Origin of the sequence: Pseudomonas sp. UBA4617, assembly GCF_002386445.1 — a bacterium.
Taxonomy (GTDB): domain Bacteria; phylum Pseudomonadota; class Gammaproteobacteria; order Pseudomonadales; family Pseudomonadaceae; genus Aquipseudomonas.
The window spans coordinates 84,415-103,424 of the sequence record NZ_DGIR01000027.1; the positions used below are offsets into that span (position 1 = coordinate 84,415).

Here is a 19,010-nt window from a genome sequence, read left to right on the forward strand (position 1 = left end):
CTGCCCCGAGGACCAAAGCCCTACCAGCTCTCAAGGACGTAGATGAACCCGCCAAGCATTGTGCGTTACTGGCATGCGGTCGAGTTGCTGCAACCGCAAGCCGTTCCCAAGCTGAAAAAGCGAGACGCCGACTACCAGCCCTTTTTCCAGGACATACCCAGCACTGCCCCAACCTGCTGAACGTTGCTGCCACCCGGGCCAAGGGACGGCTGTATGTCATTGGCGATCGGACAGATTGGCAAAATCGACAGTTGTTTTGCGATGTGATGGATCTGCTGCCTGCACTTCCACCGCTGGTGATGGCTAGCAACAGCGGTACACCTGCGTAAACACCTGCCATGGCGACGAGCCTCTTCCCCAGAGGTTCATGCTCAATCTGCGGAGCTTGCGCCTTGGCGTGGCTACTGTATTTCAAGGTCGCGCACGGTATGGTTGGCCCACGCCAGGATTGGCGGTGTGCCATGGCCTTCAGCAGGATCGCCAGCGCGGAAAATCGGATTTTCATCAAGTACTACCGTGAAACGTGACATTCTCCTCGTTGTTCCACTGCCCTCGGCCATCGGTCGCTCACCCGCTTCGTTACCCCATCGCGAAGCGCCCCTGCCTATCGGCTGAATCCGGCACTCGCGGCTACCGCTCGCGCTCCCCCATGGCTTTCACGAGACGACCTCCTTGGCAAATTCAAGGCCCCTCGCTTCCCATCACCGTGCCCTCGACTGGCTGAACTTCTTCCTTGCCGACGTACGCGACGGCCTCGGCCCTTACCTGGCCATCTACCTGCTCGCCATGCACCAGTGGCAGCCGGCCAACATCGGCTTGCTGATGAGCCTGGCCGGCATCGTCGCGCTGCTGGCGCAGACGCCGGCCGGGGCCCTGATCGACCGTACCCCGGCCAAGCGTGCGGTGCTGGTGATTGCGGCCCTGCTGGTCACCGGCAGTTGCCTGTTGCTGCCGCTGATTTCGTCATTCGGCTGGGTAGCCCTGACCCAGACGGTCAGTGCCCTGGCAGGCTCGGTGTTCGCCCCGGCGATAGCCGCCATCTCGCTGGGTATCACCGGCCCCAGGGCGTTCACCCGGCGGGTCGGGCGCAACGAAACCTTCAACCACGCCGGCAATGCCTGCTCGGCGCTGCTGGCCGGCGGCCTGGCCTGCCTGTTCGGCCCGGTGGTGGTGTTCTACCTGATGGCGGTCATGACCGTGGCCAGCATCGTTGCCGTCGCGCGCGTGCCCGCCGCAGCGATCGACCACCAGTTGGCGCGCGGGCTGGCCCATGGCCCGAGCGGTGATGACCACCCTGCCGGGTTCAAGCTGCTGCTGCACAACCGCACCCTGCTGGTCTTCGCGGTGTGCTGCGCGTTGTTCCACCTCGCCAATGCGGCGATGCTGCCCCTGGTGAGCCAGAAGCTGTCGCAGGTCGACCTGCGCCTGGCCACCCCGCTGACCTCCGCCTGCATCGTCGCGGCGCAGCTGGTGATGGTACCCATGGCGCTGCTGGTGGGGGCCAAGGCCGAGCACTGGGGGCGCAAGCCGTTCCTGCTGGCCGGCTTTCTCATCCTGCCCCTGCGCGGGGCCTTGTACGTGGTGTCCGACAACCCGTTCTGGCTGGTCGGCGTGCAGCTGCTCGACGGCGTCGGCGCGGGTATCTTCGGCGCGCTGTTCCCGATCGTGGTCAAGGACTTGACCGACGGCACCGGGCGCTTCAATGTCAGCCTCGGTGCGCTGGCGGCGGTATTCGGCCTGGGTGCCGCGCTCAGCCCTGGCATCGCCGGGCTGGTGGTTCAGGCCGCTGGCTATGATGCAGCATTCCTGACCTTGGCCGCGATTGCCGGCGCCGCCTTCTTGCTGGTGCTGGTCGCGCTGCCCGAGACCCAGCCCGACGCTTCGCCATCACCCTCCTTGACGACCCTTGCCGGAAACTGAACAGCCCATGCCAGTCAGCGAACACGCATCGATCATCTGGGCGATAGCCGCCCTGGCCACCGCTGGCGTCATCTTGCGCCCCTGGCGCATCCCTGAATACGTCTGGGCCATGGGCGGCGCCTTGCTGCTGGTCGGCCTGGGCCTGATCACAGCGCCCAGCGCCCTGGCCGCGGTGGCCGAGGGCAGCGACGTCTACCTGTTCCTGGTCGGCATGATGGTGCTGGCCGAGCTGGCCCGCCAGGAGGGGCTGTTCGACTGGCTGGCACGCTACGCCGTGCAGCACGCGCAAGGCTCCGGGCAACGGCTGTTCGACCTGGTGTTCCTGGTTGGTACGCTGGTCACCGTGTTCCTTTCCAACGATGCCACGGCAGTGGTACTCACACCCGCGGTGTATGCGGCGTGCAAGGCGGCCAAAGCCGAGCCTTTGCCGTACCTGTTCATCTGCGCGTTCATCGCCAACGCAGCCAGCTTCGTGCTGCCTATCTCCAACCCGGCCAACCTGGTGGTATTCGGCAGCAACATGCCACCGCTGCCAGACTGGCTCAGGCAGTTCACCCTGCCATCGCTGGCGGCAATCGCCCTGACCTACCTGACGCTGCGCCTGGCCCAGCGCCGGCAGATCAACCAGCCGCTGGCATTGAGCGTGCACACCCAGCCGCTGTCGGCTGGTGCCCGCCTGTGCGCACTGGGCATCGCGCTGACCGCCGCCTTGCTGCTGGGCGCCTCGGCACTGGACATGGCGCTGGGCCTGCCGACGTTCGGTGCCGGCGTCGCGATCACGGCGCTGATCCACCTGCGCCAGCGGCGCAGCCCGATGCCGGTACTGCGTCATGTCGCGTGGGGCGTGCTGCCGCTGGTGGCGGGCTTGTTCGTGCTGGTCGAAGCGGTCGCCCAAACCGGCCTGGTCGTGCGCCTGGCCCAGGCGCTGGCCACGCTGGCAGAGGCTGCGCCGGGCCAGGCCAGCTGGCTGGCGGGCGTGGGTGTCGCCATTGCCAGCAACCTGATGAACAACCTGCCCACCGGGTTGATGGCCGGGTCCATGGGCTCGCTGGTGCAACTGCCGCAACAGACGACGGCTGCGCTGCTGATCGGCGTCGACCTGGGGCCGAACCTGTCGATTACCGGGTCGCTGGCAACGCTGCTGTGGCTGGTCGCGATCCGTCGCGAAGGCGAGCATGTGAGCGCCTGGCAGTTCCTGCGCCTGGGGCTGCTGTTGATGCCCCCTGCCCTGGTGGCGGCGCTGTTGACGTTGCAGGTGTGATGTGGGGCTTCACGGCAGCCAAGCTGCCCTCGCGCCATCCTGCCTATGTGCCGCCCAGCTACCGCTCACACATCCAGGGTGCCTCTGAGCAACGCATTGAGCACCGCTGCCACATCACCGCCCTGGGTATCGAGCAGGCACACGGGCGCGCCGTCGAGTGGCGCCTGCGACAGCACAGGCCCCGCGCCCGCCAGGGCCAGCGGGCAGGCGATCTCCATCTGCAGCCAGCGCAGGCGCTTGGCCAGTGCGGCATTCAGCGGCCCTTGCATCGCCACCACGAGCGCTGCCGGTTGCGCCGCCGCACACACCAGTGCCACCTCCTCCAATGGCAGCGCACCACCCAGGGCCTCGATGCGTTGCTGCTCGCCACTGAGCACCAGCGCAGTACCCAGCAGTACCAGCTCTGGCTGTTCATCGCCAGCCACCAGCAGCACGCGCGGGGCATCGGCCTGGTTCAGCTGCAGGCGCAGCAGTAGCCGTGCCCGCAGGAAATAATCGAGAAACAGCCATTGGCTGCGCGCCCCCAGCGCGTCGCTGCCGCGCAGTTCCTGCCACACCGGCAGCAACACCTGCCCGAACACGACCGCTTTCGGCAACAGGGTGAACAGCTGCCCGTGCAACGCTTCCAGCGCCTGCACATCGTAGGTTGCAGTCGCCCGTGCCAGCGCCGCCCGCCAATCGGCGAACTGTTCGTCGCCCTGCCGTTGCTCGACAGGCTGCCGGTTCAGCAACGGGCCGACCTTGCTGATCGGCAGGCCATTGGCAGTCCAACGCAGGATGTCGCGGATACGCTGTACGTCGCTGGCCGTGTACAGGCGATGCCCGCCTTCGGTGCGATGCGGCTGGATCAGGCCATGGCGGCGTTCCCAGGCACGCAGGGTAACCGGGTTGATGCCGGTGAGGCTGACCACGTCACGCATGGGCAGCAAATCGGTGGGGTTCGTTTCAGTCATACTGGGATTCGTCCGCAAGGTGCGCTCATTCTAGCCCCATCCACCCCTTCTGCGGCGAGCCGGTATGGTCCATCATGGGCAAAACGCGTCGCCTGGCCTGGCCGGCCAGGCTGCGCATACCCCAGACAGACTCCCGGGTGGGCTTGAATGATCAACGCAAAGCTCCTGCAACTGATGGTCAACAACTCCAACGACGGCATCGTCGTCGCCGAACAGGAAGGCACCGACAGCATTCTCATCTATGCCAACCCCGCCTTCGAACGCCTGACCGGTTATCGCAACGAGGACATCCTGTACCAGGATTGCCGCTTTCTACAGGGCGATGACCACGATCAGGCGGCGCTGGAAAGCATTCGCCAAGCGATCCGTGAGGGTCGCCCTTGCTGCCAGGTGCTACGCAACTATCGCAAGGACGGCAGCCTGTTCTGGAACGAGCTGTCCATCACACCGGTGCACAACGACGCCGATGAACTGACCTACTACATCGGCATCCAGCGCGATGTCACGGCGCAGGTGCACGCCGAACAGCGTGTGCGTGAGCTGGAGGCGGAAGTCGCGGAGTTGCGTCGGCAGCTCGCCGTAAAGAAATCCTGAGCAAATAATTGTACAAGACCGTTGCGCTTGTACAATTTTCGCCATAGGCTTCAGTCATACCTGTACAAGTTAGGTGATTTGTACAGTTTTAACTGGAGCTGCACATGTCCGTCTACCTTCAGCGGTTCGCCGAGCGGTTTGCCTGCCTTCAGCGCGACAACCTGCACATTCTTGGCGAGTTATATGACGATTCGGTCACCTTTCGCGATCCCCTGCACCATATCGAGGGGCTCGATGCGTTGCGCGCCTATTTCGGCCAGTTGTATGCCAACGCGCGCGATGTCAGCTACAGCTTCGCCGGCTACGACGAGGTGCGACCAGGCCAGGGCTACCTGCGCTGGCACTTGCGCTTCTGCCACCCGCGGCTGAACGGCGGCAAGCCCATCATTCTGCAAGGTTGCAGTTTCCTGCAGTGGCGCGAACGGGTGTTCAGCCACCAGGACTACTTCGACGCTGGCGCGCTGTTGTATGAACACGTTCCGGTCCTCGGCGGCGCAGTTCGCTGGCTCAAAGGGCGGCTGGCATGACCCGCTGCTGGTTGACCGGCGCAAGCAGCGGCATCGGCGCCGCGCTTGCCGAGCGACTGCTCGAACAGGGCCACCAGGTCGCCGTGGGCGGGCGCCATGCCGAGCGCCTGGCGCCGTTGGCGCAACGCTTCCCCGGCCAGGTACTGCTGGCCGTCGGCGATCTCGACGACCCGCACCAGGTCGAACAGATCGCCGCCCGGATCAGGCAGGCATGGGGCGGCCTCGACATCGCCATCCTCAATGCCGGCACGTGTGAATACCTGGAACCGGGGCACTTCGCCCCGACCCTGGTCGAGCGGGTGCTGCGCACCAACCTGCTGGCTACCAGCCACTGCCTGGCGGCCGCCCTGCCCCTGCTACGCGCCGGCCGTCGCCCCCACCTGGTGGTGGTAGGCAGCTCGGTCACCTGGCTGGCCCTGCCTCGGGCCGGCGCCTACGGTGCATCCAAGGCGGCCTTGCGCTACCTGGTGGAATCCCTGCGCATCGATCTGCTCAATGAAGGCATCGACGTCACCCTGGTCAGCCCGGGGTTCGTCGATACGCCGCTGACCCGGCGCAACGATTTCCCGATGCCACAGATGTGGACTGCCTCCCGCGCAGCACGCTACATCATCAGCCGCTTGCCACGGCGGCCGCTGGAAATCAGTTTCCCGCGCGGCTTCATCCTGGTACTGCGGCTGCTCGGCAGCTTGCCGGCCCGCCTGCGCCTGGCCATCGGACAGCGCCTGGTACGCAGGCAGGAAGGGTGAAAGCCATGCGTATCGCGATCATTGGCAGCGGCATTTCCGGCCTGACCTGCGCCCACCTGCTGTCGCGCCGACATCAAGTGACGGTGTTCGAGGCTGACAGCTGGATCGGCGGGCATACCCACACGGTCGATGTCAGCTGTGGCGGTAGAACCTATGCCATCGACACCGGTTTCATCGTCTTCAACGACTGGACATACCCGCACTTCATCCGCCTGCTCGAGCGCCTGGGCGTCGCCTCACAGCCGACCGAAATGAGCTTCTCGGTGCACGACCCGGCAAGCGGCCTGGCCTACAACGGGCACAGCCTGAACACCTTGTTCGCGCAACGCCGCAACCTTCTGTCGCTGGGTTTCTGGGGCATGCTGAGGGATATTCTGCGCTTCAACCGCGAAGCGCTGGCGGACCTCGACGGCCAGCGCCAGCAGGCAGCTACCACCCTTGGTGAGTACCTGCGCGCCGGGGGCTACGGCCAACGCTTCATCGACCACTACATCATCCCAATGGGCTCGGCGATCTGGTCGATGTCGCGCGCCGACATGCTCGCTTTTCCGCTGGCGTTTTTCGTGCGCTTCTGCCGCAACCACGGCTTGTTGTCGGTCAACCAGCGCCCGCAGTGGCGGGTTATCCAGGGTGGCTCGCGCAGTTACGTGGAACCGCTGTGCAAACCGTTCGCCGACCAGCTACGCCTGGAGTGCAAGGTCCACCGGGTGGTACGCGACGACGGCGGGGTCACCCTGCACAGTGCCGCCGGCACCGAGCGCTTCGACAGTGTCGTGTTCGCCTGCCACAGCGACCAGGCGCTGGCCTTGCTGGAGGCGCCCAGTATCCAGGAGCGCGAGGTGCTCACGGCTATCCGCTATGCCAGCAACGACGTGGTGCTGCATACCGACACCCGCCTGCTGCCGCCGGTCAAGGCAGCCTGGGCCAGCTGGAACTATCGCCTGGGCGGGCCCGCCCAGGCGCCGGCGGCGCTGACCTACAACATGAACATCCTGCAAGGCCTGCAGGCGCCGGAAACCTTCTGCGTCAGCCTCAACCAGACCGCGCTGATAGACCCCATGCAGATCCTTGCCCGCTTCCAGTATGCCCACCCGCAATACAGCCTGGCGGCGACCGCGGCTCAGGCACGCCACGCCGAGCTGCAGGGCCATCTGCACAGCTACTACTGTGGCGCCTACTGGGGCAACGGCTTCCATGAAGACGGCGTGGCAAGCGCCTTGAAAGTCGCCGAACGGTTCGGAGAAACACTGTGAACAGCAGGCTTTGCCAAGGCTGGGTCAGTCATCGCCGGCTGCTGCCACGCGCGCATGCGTTTCGCTACCGCATCGGCATGTTCGACCTCGACCTCGACGACACCGCCAGGCTGCCGAAGCTATCTCCCTGGCTGGGGCGCTGGCGCCTTGCCCCGCTGTGCTGGCGCGAGACCGACTACCTGCCAGGCTTGACCCGCCAGGGGCTGAGCCTGGCCGATGCCGCCCGCCACCTGGTCGGGCTGGCCACCGGGCAGGCGCCCAGCGGTCCGGTTCGCCTGCTGACCCAGCTGCGTTGCTGGGGGTTGTCGTTCAACCCGGTGAGCTTCTACTTCTGTCACGATGCCGAGGCACACCTGGTGGCCATCCTGCTGGAAGTGCGCAACACGCCCTGGCGTGAACGCTTCCATTACGTGCTGCCGGTGCAGGCCGGCCTCGACCGGCCCTACCGCATGGCCAAGGCCTTCCATGTGTCACCGTTCATGCCGCTGGCCATGGACTACCGCCTGCGCTTTCACCTGGACGCCGAGCATGTGCGCCTGCACATGGAAAACTGGCACGCCGGGCACAAGGTCTTCGAGGCCGACCTGGCGCTGCAACGGCAGGCGCTCGATAGCCGGTCGTTGCACCGCCACATCCTGGCGTTCCCGTGGATGAGCCTGCGCACCCTGTCGGCCATCTACTGGCAGGCATTGCGCCTGCTGTTCAAACGTACCCCTGTCCATGACCACGCTGCCAGCCAGGGCAACCTGGCCGTTGGCCAACCCTGTGAGGATCCTGAGCATGCACAATCCCAGCGTGAGCGTTAGCAAGTCCGCCGGAGTGGTCCCATGGCTGGGCGGCCTGGTGCTTGCTCAGCTCGGCAAGCTGCGCCACGGCTACCTGCGAGTGAGCCACGGTGGCCAACAATGGTGCTTCGGCAGCGCCGACAGCCCCTTGCAGGCTGAACTGGAAATTGTCGACGACAAAGCCTGGCGCCTGATTGCCTGCAACGGCTCGATCGGTGCCGGCGAAGCGTACATTCACGGCTACTGGCGCAGCCCTGACCTGGCCGCCGTGACGCGCCTGTTCGTGGCCAACCTCGAGGTCCTCGACGCCATGGAAAGCGGCCTTGCCCGCTTGGGGCGGCCGGCACTGCGGCTGCTGCATTGGCTGAACCGCAACAGCCGACGCGGCGCCAGGCGCAATATCCTGGCGCATTACGACCTGGGCAACGCCCTGTTCGAACAGCTGCTCGACCCGACCATGATGTACTCGGCAGCGATGTTCGAGCACGAGGGGCAAAGCCTCGAGCAGGCCCAGTTGAACAAACTGGAGCACATCTGCCGGAAACTCCGCCTGCACCCCGGCGATCACTTGATCGAGATCGGTTGTGGCTGGGGTAGCCTGGCCATTCACGCCGCCACCCAGCATGGCTGCCGGGTGACTACCACGACGCTGTCGGAAGCCCAATATGCGTATACCCGCCAGCGCGTGGAGGCGCTGGGCCTGGAGCAGCGCGTGACCGTGCTGCGCGAGGACTACCGCGACCTGCGCGGCACGTTCGACAAACTGGTGTCGATCGAAATGATCGAGGCCGTCGGCCACCGCTACCTGCCCGACTACTTCAACCAATGTGCCAGGCTGCTCAAGCCGGACGGCCTGATGCTGCTGCAGGCCATCACCATCCGTGATCAACGCTACCACCAGGCCCGCCGCTCGGTGGACTTCATCCAGCGGTACATCTTCCCCGGCGGGGCCTTGCCCTCGTTGACCGTGCTGCTGCAAAACGCCACCCGGCAAACACCGCTGAACCTGGTGCACCTGCAGGATTTCGGCCTGGACTACGCGCGCACACTGCGGCATTGGCACGACAACCTGCGCCAGGCGCGCAGTGCGCTGACGGCCTTGGGCTATGACGACGCGTTCCAGCGCCTCTGGGAGTTCTACCTGTGTTATTGCCAGGGCGGCTTCGAGGAGCGTGCGATCGGCGTAGCGCAGTTGTTGCTGGCCGCGCCCAAAGCCTTGCGTGCCCCACTGCCCGAGCGTTGAGCATGACCAAGCGTGGGCTGCTGGCCAACGCCGTGTGGCTGCAGGCGGGTTGGTGGCTATGTGTGTATGGGGCCCATCGGCCCTGGTTACTTGGCCTGGTGCCCATCGGCCTGGCCTGGCATTTCGCCTGCTGCCGGGACCGCCAGCGCGAGTTGCACGCAGTGTTGCGCTGCACCCTCGCCGGCTGTGTGCTCGACAGCCTGCTGGGTGTGCTGGGGGTGTTCCGCTTCGACAGTTGGCCGCTGCCGCTGTGGCTGGCCTTGCTCTGGAGTGTGCTGTGCTGCGGCCTGCGCCACAGCCTGGCTTGGCTGGCCCGGCGCAGCTGGCTTGCCGCCCTGTTCGGCGCGGCAGGTGGCCCGCTGGCCTATGTGGGCGGGGCCAGGCTGGCCCAGGTCGAGCTGCCGCTGGGTACGCTGGCGACCGCTACGCTGCTGGCGGCGGTCTGGACGCTGGCCCTGCCCTTGCTATTGCGCCTTGCCACGTGGCGCTGAGCGCCGGCAGCGCTGCGAACAGTAGAGCACCTGCTCCCAGCAACGCGCCCAGCGTTTGCGCCAACTGAATGGCCGGTTGCACACCACGCACAGCTTGCTTGGCAGGTGCTCTTTCTTCACAGCGACGCCCCTGCATCGAGCTGCGCCAGCAACTGCTCGCCACGCGCCCACACCGCTTCCCGTCGCGCCGTCGGCATACCGTCCAGGCTGCGATACACCAGCTGCAGCCGCGGGTTGCCGGCCAATTGCCGGCGATGGCGGATCAGGAAGTGCCAGTACAGCGCGTTGAACGGGCATGCCTGCGCTTCGCTCACCTGCCTGATGTTGTAGGCGCAAGCCTTGCAATGATCGGACATGCGCTGGATATAGCGGCCACTGGCGCAGTACGGTTTGGAGCCGAGAAAACCACCGTCGGCGTGCATGACCATGCCGAGGGTATTGGGCAGTTCCACCCAGTCGAACGCATCCAGGTACACCGCCAGGTACCATTCGCAGATGGCTGCGGGCAGTATCCCGGCGAGCAAGGCGAAGTTGCCGGTCACCATCAGCCGCTGGATATGGTGGGCATATCCCAGGCGCAGCGTCTGGCCGATGGCTTGCGCCATGCAGCGCATGCGCGTGCGCCCGGTCCAGTAGAACTCCGGCAGCGCACGCTGGTTGCCCAGGTGGTTGAGCGCGGCGTATTCGGGCATGCGCAGCCAGTAGATACCGTGGACGTATTCGCGCCAGCCGATCAGCTGGCGGATGAACCCTTCGGCGGCATTGAGTGGCACTCGCCCGTCACGCCAGGCGTGCTCGACATCCTGGCACAGGCGGCGCACGTCCAGCAGGCCGATGTTCAGGGCGGCGCTGATGCGCGCATGAAACAGGTACGGTTCGTCTTCGGCCATGGCGTCCTGATAGTCACCGAACGCTGCCAGGCCAAAGTCCAGGAAGTGCTGCCACAGCTGTTCGGCCTGAGCGTGGGTAACGGGGTAGGAAAAGCCTTCGAGCGCACCGTAGTGGCCAGTGAAGCGCCGGCTTGCCAGGCTGATCACCGCCGCCGTGATGTCATCCACGGCGAACTGCAGTGCAAAGGGCCCCCGCAGCCCACGTGGCAGGGTCTTGCGGTTGTCGCTGTCGAAGTTCCAGGCACCGCCGGCAGGGCCGCCATCGGCTTCCAGCAACAGCCCGCAGCGTTTGCGCATGCCACGGTAGAAATGCTCCATGCGCAGCTGCTTGCGCCCCTGCGCCCAGCGCGCGAAAGCACCCCGCGAGCACAGGAAACGCGTGTCCGGGTGCCATACCAGCGGCAGCCCGGCCTCGCGCAAGGCGTGTTCCAGCCGCCACTCGCCACATTCGGTCAAGTGGATCTCGGCGCAGCCCAGCGCCTGCTGCCAGCGGCGCAGCTCACCGGCGATACTGCCGCTATTGCCAGGTGCCTCAAGTTCGACGTAGCGCACCTGCCAACCGCGCTCGCGCAGGGCCTGGGCAAAGTGGCGCATGGCACTGAAGATCAGCACGATCTTCTGCCGATGGTGCGGCACATAGGTAGCCTCGTCATGCACCTCGGCCATCAGCAGCGTGTCGCGGGCCGGGTCCAGCGCTGCCAGGCTGGCCAGGTCGAACGATAGCTGGTCGCCCAGTACCAGGCCCAGGCGTGGCGGGCGCGCTACCATTGCGTCCCCAGTGACACGGGCACCCGCAGCGGCGCGATGGGGCCGTCGCGCTGGCCGCACATTTCGTCATGCACCACTTGCTGCACCAGCATGCAGGGCAACGCCGGCCACCCGGCAAGCAGCTCGCGCACCTCGGTTGTCGAGCGCAGGCGCGTGGCCTGCCCGTGCTCATCGCTAAGGGTCACCGGGCCGGCGTCGGTCATGGCCCGCAGCACGTAGAAACCGCCCTCCAGCGACAGCAGTTCGAGTTCGTTGACGGCGCCGGCGGCGGCCAGCTCGGTAAGACGTTGCAGGTTCATGGTGTGACCTCCGGCATGCGGCGAAAGAACAAGGTAACCTGGCCAATTTCCACGCCCAGCTTGCTCATGCTCGAGCGGTTGATCAGCGTGTCTTCATCCATCAGGTACATCCAGTCGTCCAGTTCCACTTCCCAGTGCTTGCCGTCAACCGGCAGGTCCAGGCGGTAGCGCCAGCGCAAGGCGTTACCCGCCAGCTGCCCGCGAGCCTCGCCGATCACATCGCCCGCCGTGCCCTTCCACTGGCCGCGGCCGTCCGGCACCAAGGTCCAGGTGCGCTGCTGTCGGGTGCCATCGCTGTAGGTGAAGTGCTCGTCGAGGATCAGCCGCTCACCGTCGCGTCGGCTGTCGATGCGCACATGAAAGCGCTTCACCACCTCGCCGGAACGCTTCTGGAACATGCCCCAGGCTTGTACCGGCTGCGAGAAGAAGGCCACCAGGTCGAGGGCTGGCGTTTCCCGGGCGTAGTGGTCCACGTCGACATTGCCGCAGCTGGTCAGAAGCAGGCAGGCGGTCATCAGCAGCACCTTGTACATGTTCACCCCCATGATTAACGGCCCAGCAGGCGGCCGCGCAATTGCTGGTCCCTGGCACCCTCGCCCAACCAGATGGCGAAAAATGCCTTGGCGAAGGCGATATCGCTGATTTCGCGGCGCAACTGGTCATCCACGTAGAAGCGGCACCCCACGCCCGGCAGATACACACCGGTGATCCGTTGGCCTGGACTCACATCGACAAAGGCCGCTTCCATCAGGCCGCGCCAGGCCGCCAGTTGTTGCGGCGCGGCGCCCAGCCTGCGCATTTCCTTCAGGCTGGCCTGCACGAGGGTGTCGCGGGACAGTTCCACGTGGTAGCGCAGTTCGAGCGCGAACGGTTGCTGCCAACCCTGTACAGGCCCGCCGGACCAGAGCCGGGCCGTGTACAGGCGCAGCCCGAACCAGGTGAATTCGCCGCTGCCGGACAGCTGCGCAGCGGGAATTGCCGACCGCCAGTCGGCGGGGGCCGGCCCGGCGAGCAGGAGCAACAGGGCCAGCCCTGCCCAGCGCGCTACAGTGGATGTCGCCATCGCCTCGACTCGAATACTATACAAAATTAAATTATTGTACAGTTATAGCCGAATATCTATACAGCGCGACCTACCATCGGTCCCCAGCTGCTGCTCGACAGGTAGCGTCACCAGTTGTGCGTATAGCTGGCGGTCACCACCGCGCCTGGCGCCGGCAAGTTGCTGGTATTGTTGTTGTTGCGCAACAACTGGCTGTAGAGCGGGTAGTAGTCCCGGTTGAACAGGTTCTGGATGCCGACGCTCACCTTGTCGTCAGCGGACACCTGATACTGGCTGATCAGGTCGACGGTCGTATAGCTGCTCACTTCATGTCGACCAAAGCTGTCCAGGCCATCGAGCCTGTAGTCCTTGCCGTCGAAGAAGGTGGCTTGCAAGCGGTTGCTCCAGTCCGGGGTCGGCTTGTACTGCACGTAGGCGGTCAGTTTCAGCGGCGGCACACGGTAGCCGGTCATGTCCTGCCAGCCTTTGCCGTCCGGCTTCTCGCGCCCGCGCATCCAGCTGGCACTGCCTCCGGCCCCCCACACCGCATCGTCCGACAGCCAGTCGGCGCTGGCTTCGACCCCATAGATGCGCTCCTTGGTCCGGGTAAGGATCAGGCCATTGTTGAAGCTCTGCACATCGCCCAGCTTGGAGGTGGTGTAGAACACGGCCAGGGTGGCGAGCGTGTTAGCGCCCAGCTCACCGCGCCAGCCGAACTCATAGTTGTTGGTCTTGACCGGCTCCAGGTTCGAGGCGCCGAGGTCGAACCCACGCCGTGCATTGCGCAACTGGATGCCCACGTCAGGCAGCTGGAAGCCCTGGCTGAAGGAGGCGTAGAGCTCCTGGCCAAGCACTGGTGAATAGACGATGCCGAAGTTCGACAGCAGCGCATCGTAATGGATCTTCCCGCCCTCCACCGCCACCGGTGAAGCCGCCCTTGATTCGGACAACGGCACGAAATCATCGAATTCGGCAGTGGAATACTCGTAGCGCAAGCCGCCGTCCACCGACCAATGCTCGTCGAAGCGATGCTGCAGCTGGGCGAACGCACCGGCGCTGCGGGTCTTGAGCGGTGGCATGTAGGTCAGCCTGCCGATCTTGGCGAAGACCAGGCCGCCGCTGGCATCGTAGGCCGCCGGGTCGAACACATCGATCGGCATGTCGCTGCGTTCCTGGTTGTAGTCGCCGCCCCACACCAGCTCGGTGTTGCCACTGTCGCCAAGCGGTGTACGCAAGGTCAGGCGGCTGCCGAACACCTCGCTGTTCTGCATGATCTGGTCGACATTGCCACCACGGGTGGCAACGGCGCGGGCATCGAAGGGCGTGAAGCGGGTGAAGTAGTCCCGGTAGTACAGCTGGGCAGACAGCTTGCTGCCGAGAATGTCGAGGTGCTCGTATTCCAGGTTCAGCAGGGTGTTGCGGATATGGTTCTGCTCGTCCAGGTCCAGGCCCTTGATCGCGTTGGCCGGCAGCGAACCGGCCGGGGCCTTGGCGACGCTGGGGTCGGTGGCGTAATCGGTATCCTGGCGTGCCTCGTAGTGGCTGGCCGCCAGCTGGATACGCTGGTTGTCGTCCAGGTGCAGCCCCAACTTGCCGCCAACGTTGTAGATATTCGAATCGAACAGGTCGCCCTGGCTGGGCTCCGGGGCAATGCGGTCGCCGTGCGCATCGTACGAAGCACCGATATGCCGGGTACCGAAGTCGAAGGCATAGTCGACTGCGCCCTGCGAGCCTGCGAGGTACTGCTGGAACTGCCCGCCCAGGCCATCGCTGCCCAGGCGGGTCAACGGCGAGGTGGCGCTGAGGCTGGTTTCGGCGCGGTTGTCACCACCGGCAGGCCGGGTGGTGATGGAGATGATCCCGCCAGTGGCGCCGCTGCCATAGATGGCGCTGCTGCCACGGATGACCTCGACCCGTTCGATCAGTGCCGGGTCGATGTTGGCCAGGTTGCGCGACGAGTCGCGGTTGGTATTGAGCGGCACCCCGTCGACCAGGACCAAGAGGCTGCGCCCGCGAAGGGTTTGCCCGTATTCAGTGACCGTGCGGCTGGAGTCGGACATACCCGGCACCGCCTTGGCCAGTACCGTGGCCAGGCTCTCCGAGCCCTGGCGCAGCTCCTGCAGTTGCTCGTGCTCGATAACGGTGGACTGCCGCGTCGCCGAGACCAGGCTGCTGCTGGTACGCGAAGCGGTGATTTCCATCTGCGCCATTTCCACCGGCGCACTCTGGGCTGGCGGCACAGCTGCGGGTGCCCCCTGGGCAACGACGACGAAGGTGCGTTCGTCCCTGGCCTGGGCTTGCAAGCCGCTGCCCTCGAGGAGTACCTGAAGTGCTTCCTCGGCAGTGAAGCGGCCCTTCAGCGCAGGGGTCTGGCGACCTGCGCCGAGGTCGCTGGCGAACAGGATCTGCACCGAAGACTGTTGCGCCAGGGCATTGATGGCCTCACCCAACGGCGCAGCAGGCAGATCGACGGTGACCTTGTCCCGGCCTTCGGCCGACATTGCGACAAGTAAGCTACTGGCCAGCAGTGATAGGCGGAGTTGACGACTGCGGAGCGGTAAATGCACTTCTCGAATTCCTTTGTGGCTGGGCTTTTTTCACTAGCCGCCACGGGCGTCGGGAAACCCTACCTGCGCCTGAGAATTATTTTCGCAGCGGTTTGCGCCGAATCTGCACGCTGCCGTCCGCCTGTTGTTGCACGGCAACGGGCAGGATGCTGGGTAACAGCTGCAACAGCCGGTCGACATTGTGCGCGTCGAACACCCCGCTCAGCTTGAGCGCGGCCAGGCTTGGGTCGTCCAGGCGAATGGCTGCCTTGCGATAGTGGCGCAACAGGGAAACCGCTTCATCCAGCGGCGTCTGTTCGAAGACGATGCGGTCCTCCTTCCAGGCCATTGCCCTGGCGGGGTCGACCTTGGCCACCGGCAGCAGTTGCCCGCCAATCGCATCGACCTGCTGCCCTGGCCTGAGGCTGACAGGCGTATTCCCCGCAGCGGCGACCTGCACGCGCCCGCGCGCCAGTGTCACACGCACCTTGTCGTCATCCAGACGGCGCACATTGAACAGCGTGCCGAGCACCTCGACTTGCGTCAGCCCCGCTGACACCACGAACGGGCGGTACACCGCCGAGGACACATCGAACAGGACCTGACCGGCTTGCAGGCCGGCTTCGCGGCTGCGCAGCCGCCAGCTGACATCGACACGGGTGCCGCTGTCGAGCAGCAACTGGCTGCCATCGCCCAGCAGCACGGTGCGTCGCTCGCCAATGGCGGTGGCGAACCGCTCGGTCTTGTACACGGGGTTCAGCCAGGCCAGGGCGGCAAAGGCAAGCGCAACGGTCAGCGCCACACCAGCCGACCTTGCCGGTTTCGAAGGCGCAGGCCTGGAAGGCGGCACAGGGAACAGTTGCTTGAGCTGCTCACGATGTCGCCCCAGGGCATCGTCCAGTGGCGCCTGTTCGGGCGTGTTGCTCATGCAGTCACCTCGTCGCGCCCAAGGCGTTCCCTGCAGGCCGCCACGCCCAGGCGCAGATGCTTCTCTACGGTCTTGATGGAAATACCAAGGTGTTCGGCTACTTCGGCCTGGGGCATCTGGTGAACCTTGTGCAGGATGAAAACGGCCTGGCAGCGAGGCGGAAGGCTGGCGATGGCATTGGCCAACAGCTGGAATTCGCGCTCGGCGTCATACCGGCTGACTGGCGTCGGGGCCGGGCAAGCCGCCTCTGGCAGCTCGGCGAACGCCTGCACCCAGGCCCCGCGGCGGCGATCGCTGCGGTAGCGGCTGACAGCAGTGTCGCTGGAGATCTTGCGCAGCAACGCCAGTGGCGCACGAACGTCATCTTTGTCGCCGCGCTCGAGCAGTTGCACGCACACGTCGTGCACCACGTCGCGTGCCATGCCTCGGTCACCGAAGCGTCGGCGAATGTGGTCCACCAACTCGTCATAATGACGTACCAGGGTAGACAGTAGCGTCGGTTTGGCGGGCTCGAACGACACGATACATCCTGCAAGAGCGCTAGGCTGCGAAGAGAGGCACGAAGTGTAAATGAGAAATAATCGCGAATAAACACCCGCTTCGCTTTCGCCGACCTAGGCAGGCGGCCCGGGCCGATTGCGCGCAACCAACCGCTGGATGACCAGGCACGCGCATGCACCCGCCAATGCCAGGGCCATGTCCTTTTGTGCGTCCCAAGGGTCTTTCTGAGTGGCCAGGAATGCTTGCGCCCGGTCTTCGCCCAGGTACTGTCCACCTACCCATTCGAACAATTCATACAGGGCCGACGTCGCCAGCACCATCGCCACCGCACACACCGCCAGCCACAGGCCATTCAGGCGTGCCTGGCGTTGCAGCAGTTCCCTGATCGGCCAGACGCACAGCAAGCCATAGCTCAGATGCACCAGGCGATCGAACTGATTGCGTTGCCAGCCCATCGCAGTATTCAGCGAATGGCCGGTGAGCGCATCCAGCCAGGCGTCGTAAGGCACTTTGGCGTAAGTGAAATGCGCCCCCAGTTCGTGGATTGCCAGCAGCATGACGATGGCCAGATAGGCAGGTGGCGAAAACCGCCAGCGGCGACAGGTCAACGCCAGGGTCAGTAACAATGCTACCGGTAGAACGTTTTCGACCAGCCAATCTGCCCGGTCCAGCGGCGCCAGCCCGGAGGCCAGCACCATCACCGTGGCCAGGGCCAGAAAACCTGCGGTCTGCCGGGGTGTACTCACCTTCTCGCGCATGCCGATCACCCGTGCGCCACGACCACCGCAAAATCAGCCCTTGGTGCGTCTCGGGTCGGCGGCGCGCGGATAGGTACGCTCTTCTTCAATGCTGCCGTCGGCCTTGTGGATTTTTACCGAGGCAGTCTTGCCGGCAAAATAATCAGGCAGCAGGCCGAGCAACTCGGCTTTGCTCGCACTACGCCTGGAAGCCCGGTCGGCCCCTGTCTTCCTGAGTTCCCAGCCGTCCCCCGCCGGGCTCACATGGTAAGTGTCCATCGCGCTGCTCCTGTTCAAAGCGCCTCGCCGTCATCGTCGATGTCCTGCTCGGACTCGGCCGCGTCCGTGGCATCGGCATCGTTCAGCGGTGGGGAGGTGGGCTTGAGTGGGTCGTTGATGAACGGGACCTTGCCCGGTCCCTGCTGTTCAAGTCCTTCGGTTTCTGGTTGCATGGCGAATCCTCCAGGTCACCTGCCATTGGAGGCCGCATGCGCGGCAATGTTCAGTTTTACCCGCTTCACCTCGGCCCTTGTGCCGCTCGCGCCCGGCACACTGCGTCGCCCGGGCGGCTGGTGTTCACAGCTGAGTATCGCCAAAGGCAACGTTCATTTCCTGAAAAGCCCGGCATTGGCAAGCCCGCCGCGACTACTGGCCCGCTTGATCGCAAGACGTGACATCGCCCACCCGGCAGACATCCGCGCCACGTTCGGCAATGCTGTGGTGCTGCGGCTCCTGGAAAGTCATGGAACGCTTTGCTGCGCCAACCCTCCCACAGTAATGCAGGGCGAGCCGCGCACTGCCCATTGACGTTCGGAGGACATGCTTGCATGAAAAAAATCCTGATGGTCCTGACCTCTCATGACCAGCTGGGCGACACCGGCAAGAAAACCGGTTTCTGGCTGGAGGAATTCGCCGCGCCCTACTACGTGTTCATCGATGCCGGTGTCGATGTCACCCTCGCTTCGCCCAAGGGCGGGCAGCCGCCGCTGGACCCGAAGAGCGATGAGGCCGACGCCCAGACCGAGGCAACCCGGCGCTTCGCCCTCGACACCGAAGGGCAAATGGCCCTGGCCGACAGCGTACCGCTCGCGGAAATCGACCCCTACCACTTCGATGCGGTGTTCTACCCCGGCGGGCATGGGCCGTTGTGGGACTTGGCCGAGGACGCCAGTTCGCGGACCTTGCTCGAGGCGTTCTATGCCTCGAACAAACCGATTGCAGCGGTGTGCCATGCACCGGGTGTGCTGAAGCACGTGAAGGCACCCGACGGACACCCGGTGGTCAAGGGCAAGCGGGTGACCGGCTTCGCCAACAGCGAAGAACAGGCGGTCGGGCTGAGCGAGGTGGTGCCGTTTCTGGTGGAAGACATGCTCAAGGCCAACGGTGGGGAGTATTCCAAGGCTGCCGACTGGGCCAGCCATGTAGTCGAGGATGGCCACCTGATCACCGGCCAGAACCCTGCGTCATCCGAAGCCGCGGCACGGGCACTGCTCAAGCGCCTGAGTCAGGAGCCCGATGCCTGA

23 protein-coding genes are annotated in these 19,010 nt (G+C 65.1%); 11 read left to right on the forward strand and 12 right to left on the reverse strand.

Annotated features, from left to right (window positions below):
- Positions 1-672: 672 nt before the first annotated feature.
- Both B4L76_RS12790 and B4L76_RS12795 read left to right on the forward strand, forming a co-directional pair.
- Positions 673-1,920: an MFS transporter gene (locus tag B4L76_RS12790; RefSeq protein WP_296232942.1), complete on the forward strand. Its 1,248-nt coding sequence runs from the start codon at positions 673-675 to the stop codon at positions 1,918-1,920.
- 7 nt (positions 1,921-1,927) lie between these two features.
- Positions 1,928-3,181, forward strand: a complete 1,254-nt coding sequence (locus B4L76_RS12795; protein WP_296232944.1) for an arsenic transporter — start codon at positions 1,928-1,930, stop codon at positions 3,179-3,181.
- 65 nt (positions 3,182-3,246) lie between these two features.
- On the opposite strand, the gene B4L76_RS12800 is transcribed toward B4L76_RS12795, so the two are convergent.
- Positions 3,247-4,134, reverse strand: coding sequence for a MerR family transcriptional regulator (locus tag B4L76_RS12800; RefSeq protein WP_296232945.1), 888 nt, complete (start codon positions 4,132-4,134; stop codon positions 3,247-3,249).
- Between the two features lie 147 nt (positions 4,135-4,281).
- Between B4L76_RS12800 and B4L76_RS12805 the strand changes: the two genes are divergently transcribed.
- The 7 genes from B4L76_RS12805 to B4L76_RS12835 all read left to right on the forward strand — a co-directional run bounded on the left by B4L76_RS12805 (position 4,282) and on the right by B4L76_RS12835 (position 9,776).
- Positions 4,282-4,728, forward strand: coding sequence for a PAS domain S-box protein (locus tag B4L76_RS12805; RefSeq protein ID WP_296232946.1), 447 nt, complete (start codon positions 4,282-4,284; stop codon positions 4,726-4,728).
- A gap of 104 nt (positions 4,729-4,832) precedes the next feature.
- Positions 4,833-5,255, forward strand: coding sequence for a nuclear transport factor 2 family protein (locus B4L76_RS12810; protein ID WP_296232947.1), 423 nt, complete (start codon positions 4,833-4,835; stop codon positions 5,253-5,255).
- On the forward strand, positions 5,252-6,004 hold the full coding sequence (locus B4L76_RS12815; RefSeq protein ID WP_296232948.1) for an SDR family NAD(P)-dependent oxidoreductase: 753 nt from the start codon (positions 5,252-5,254) through the stop codon (positions 6,002-6,004). The genes B4L76_RS12810 and B4L76_RS12815 overlap by 4 nt, the downstream gene beginning before the upstream one ends.
- Before the next feature lie 5 nt (positions 6,005-6,009).
- Entirely contained in the window at positions 6,010-7,257 is a 1,248-nt protein-coding gene (locus tag B4L76_RS12820; protein ID WP_296232950.1) for an NAD(P)/FAD-dependent oxidoreductase, read from the forward strand.
- The gene (locus B4L76_RS12825; RefSeq protein WP_296232952.1) at positions 7,254-8,063 is read left to right on the forward strand and encodes a DUF1365 domain-containing protein; all 810 of its coding nucleotides are present in this window, start codon (positions 7,254-7,256) and stop codon (positions 8,061-8,063) included. Before B4L76_RS12820 ends, B4L76_RS12825 begins: the two co-directional genes overlap by 4 nt.
- Positions 8,038-9,285 (forward strand): SAM-dependent methyltransferase, encoded by a 1,248-nt coding sequence (locus tag B4L76_RS12830; RefSeq protein WP_296232953.1) that lies wholly within the window; start codon positions 8,038-8,040, stop codon positions 9,283-9,285. The genes B4L76_RS12825 and B4L76_RS12830 overlap by 26 nt, the downstream gene beginning before the upstream one ends.
- A gap of 2 nt (positions 9,286-9,287) precedes the next feature.
- Positions 9,288-9,776 (forward strand): DUF2878 domain-containing protein, encoded by a 489-nt coding sequence (locus B4L76_RS12835; protein WP_296232955.1) that lies wholly within the window; start codon positions 9,288-9,290, stop codon positions 9,774-9,776.
- On the opposite strand, the gene B4L76_RS12840 is transcribed toward B4L76_RS12835, so the two are convergent.
- The 11 genes from B4L76_RS12840 to B4L76_RS12890 form a co-directional block, all read right to left on the reverse strand.
- Positions 9,750-9,896, reverse strand: a complete 147-nt coding sequence (locus B4L76_RS12840; protein ID WP_296232957.1) for a DUF2256 domain-containing protein — start codon at positions 9,894-9,896, stop codon at positions 9,750-9,752. The genes B4L76_RS12835 and B4L76_RS12840 overlap by 27 nt on opposite strands.
- Positions 9,893-11,434 carry a cryptochrome/photolyase family protein gene (locus B4L76_RS12845; protein WP_296232959.1) on the reverse strand — a complete coding sequence of 514 codons (1,542 nt, stop codon included), beginning with the start codon at positions 11,432-11,434 and terminating at the stop codon, positions 9,893-9,895. The genes B4L76_RS12840 and B4L76_RS12845 overlap by 4 nt, the downstream gene beginning before the upstream one ends.
- Positions 11,428-11,733 (reverse strand): DUF6482 family protein, encoded by a 306-nt coding sequence (locus tag B4L76_RS12850; RefSeq protein WP_296232960.1) that lies wholly within the window; start codon positions 11,731-11,733, stop codon positions 11,428-11,430. Before B4L76_RS12850 ends, B4L76_RS12845 begins: the two co-directional genes overlap by 7 nt.
- Entirely contained in the window at positions 11,730-12,266 is a 537-nt protein-coding gene (locus B4L76_RS12855) for a DUF3833 domain-containing protein (RefSeq protein WP_296232961.1), read from the reverse strand. The genes B4L76_RS12850 and B4L76_RS12855 overlap by 4 nt, the downstream gene beginning before the upstream one ends.
- 14 nt (positions 12,267-12,280) lie before the next feature.
- Complete coding sequence (locus tag B4L76_RS12860; protein ID WP_296232962.1) at positions 12,281-12,796, reverse strand: chalcone isomerase family protein; 516 nt, start codon at positions 12,794-12,796, stop codon at positions 12,281-12,283.
- 107 nt (positions 12,797-12,903) lie between these two features.
- Positions 12,904-15,342, reverse strand: a complete 2,439-nt coding sequence (locus B4L76_RS12865; RefSeq protein WP_296232963.1) for a TonB-dependent siderophore receptor — start codon at positions 15,340-15,342, stop codon at positions 12,904-12,906.
- A 76-nt stretch (positions 15,343-15,418) separates the two neighbouring features.
- Positions 15,419-16,249 (reverse strand): FecR family protein, encoded by an 831-nt coding sequence (locus B4L76_RS12870; protein WP_296232966.1) that lies wholly within the window; start codon positions 16,247-16,249, stop codon positions 15,419-15,421.
- Positions 16,246-16,770, reverse strand: coding sequence for an RNA polymerase sigma factor (locus tag B4L76_RS12875; RefSeq protein WP_296232967.1), 525 nt, complete (start codon positions 16,768-16,770; stop codon positions 16,246-16,248). The genes B4L76_RS12870 and B4L76_RS12875 overlap by 4 nt, the downstream gene beginning before the upstream one ends.
- A gap of 93 nt (positions 16,771-16,863) precedes the next feature.
- Positions 16,864-17,508 carry a DUF2238 domain-containing protein gene (locus tag B4L76_RS12880; protein WP_296232969.1) on the reverse strand — a complete coding sequence of 215 codons (645 nt, stop codon included), beginning with the start codon at positions 17,506-17,508 and terminating at the stop codon, positions 16,864-16,866.
- Between the two features lie 33 nt (positions 17,509-17,541).
- A complete protein-coding gene (locus B4L76_RS12885) occupies positions 17,542-17,766 on the reverse strand; it encodes a DUF2188 domain-containing protein (protein WP_296232970.1) in 225 nt (74 codons plus the stop codon).
- A 14-nt stretch (positions 17,767-17,780) separates the two neighbouring features.
- A complete protein-coding gene (locus B4L76_RS12890; RefSeq protein ID WP_225778124.1) occupies positions 17,781-17,939 on the reverse strand; it encodes a hypothetical protein in 159 nt (52 codons plus the stop codon).
- A gap of 46 nt (positions 17,940-17,985) precedes the next feature.
- Between B4L76_RS12890 and B4L76_RS12895 the strand changes: the two genes are divergently transcribed.
- Together B4L76_RS12895 and B4L76_RS12900 are read left to right on the forward strand one after the other, a co-directional pair.
- Positions 17,986-18,294, forward strand: a complete 309-nt coding sequence (locus tag B4L76_RS12895; protein WP_296232973.1) for a hypothetical protein — start codon at positions 17,986-17,988, stop codon at positions 18,292-18,294.
- Positions 18,295-18,314: 20 nt separating this feature from the next.
- Positions 18,315-19,010 (forward strand): type 1 glutamine amidotransferase domain-containing protein, encoded by a 696-nt coding sequence (locus tag B4L76_RS12900; protein ID WP_296232974.1) that lies wholly within the window; start codon positions 18,315-18,317, stop codon positions 19,008-19,010.

What these genes read in the sequence shown, in the direction of transcription:
- B4L76_RS12795 (WP_296232944.1), top strand. Translation starts at nt 1,928, where the DNA reads ATGCCAGTCAGCGAACACGCATCGATCATCTGGGCGATAGCCGCCCTG.
- B4L76_RS12800 (WP_296232945.1), bottom strand. Translation starts at nt 4,134, where the DNA reads ATGACTGAAACGAACCCCACCGATTTGCTGCCCATGCGTGACGTGGTC.
- B4L76_RS12805 (WP_296232946.1), top strand. Translation starts at nt 4,282, where the DNA reads ATGATCAACGCAAAGCTCCTGCAACTGATGGTCAACAACTCCAACGAC.
- B4L76_RS12810 (WP_296232947.1), top strand. Translation starts at nt 4,833, where the DNA reads ATGTCCGTCTACCTTCAGCGGTTCGCCGAGCGGTTTGCCTGCCTTCAG.
- B4L76_RS12815 (WP_296232948.1), top strand. Translation starts at nt 5,252, where the DNA reads ATGACCCGCTGCTGGTTGACCGGCGCAAGCAGCGGCATCGGCGCCGCG.
- B4L76_RS12820 (WP_296232950.1), top strand. Translation starts at nt 6,010, where the DNA reads ATGCGTATCGCGATCATTGGCAGCGGCATTTCCGGCCTGACCTGCGCC.
- B4L76_RS12830 (WP_296232953.1), top strand. Translation starts at nt 8,038, where the DNA reads ATGCACAATCCCAGCGTGAGCGTTAGCAAGTCCGCCGGAGTGGTCCCA.
- B4L76_RS12835 (WP_296232955.1), top strand. Translation starts at nt 9,288, where the DNA reads ATGACCAAGCGTGGGCTGCTGGCCAACGCCGTGTGGCTGCAGGCGGGT.
- B4L76_RS12845 (WP_296232959.1), bottom strand. Translation starts at nt 11,434, where the DNA reads ATGGTAGCGCGCCCGCCACGCCTGGGCCTGGTACTGGGCGACCAGCTA.
- B4L76_RS12850 (WP_296232960.1), bottom strand. Translation starts at nt 11,733, where the DNA reads ATGAACCTGCAACGTCTTACCGAGCTGGCCGCCGCCGGCGCCGTCAAC.
- B4L76_RS12855 (WP_296232961.1), bottom strand. Translation starts at nt 12,266, where the DNA reads ATGTACAAGGTGCTGCTGATGACCGCCTGCCTGCTTCTGACCAGCTGC.
- B4L76_RS12860 (WP_296232962.1), bottom strand. Translation starts at nt 12,796, where the DNA reads ATGGCGACATCCACTGTAGCGCGCTGGGCAGGGCTGGCCCTGTTGCTC.
- B4L76_RS12870 (WP_296232966.1), bottom strand. Translation starts at nt 16,249, where the DNA reads ATGAGCAACACGCCCGAACAGGCGCCACTGGACGATGCCCTGGGGCGA.
- B4L76_RS12880 (WP_296232969.1), bottom strand. Translation starts at nt 17,508, where the DNA reads ATGCGCGAGAAGGTGAGTACACCCCGGCAGACCGCAGGTTTTCTGGCC.
- B4L76_RS12885 (WP_296232970.1), bottom strand. Translation starts at nt 17,766, where the DNA reads ATGGACACTTACCATGTGAGCCCGGCGGGGGACGGCTGGGAACTCAGG.
- B4L76_RS12890 (WP_225778124.1), bottom strand. Translation starts at nt 17,939, where the DNA reads ATGCAACCAGAAACCGAAGGACTTGAACAGCAGGGACCGGGCAAGGTC.
- B4L76_RS12895 (WP_296232973.1), top strand. Translation starts at nt 17,986, where the DNA reads ATGTTCAGTTTTACCCGCTTCACCTCGGCCCTTGTGCCGCTCGCGCCC.
- B4L76_RS12900 (WP_296232974.1), top strand. Translation starts at nt 18,315, where the DNA reads ATGAAAAAAATCCTGATGGTCCTGACCTCTCATGACCAGCTGGGCGAC.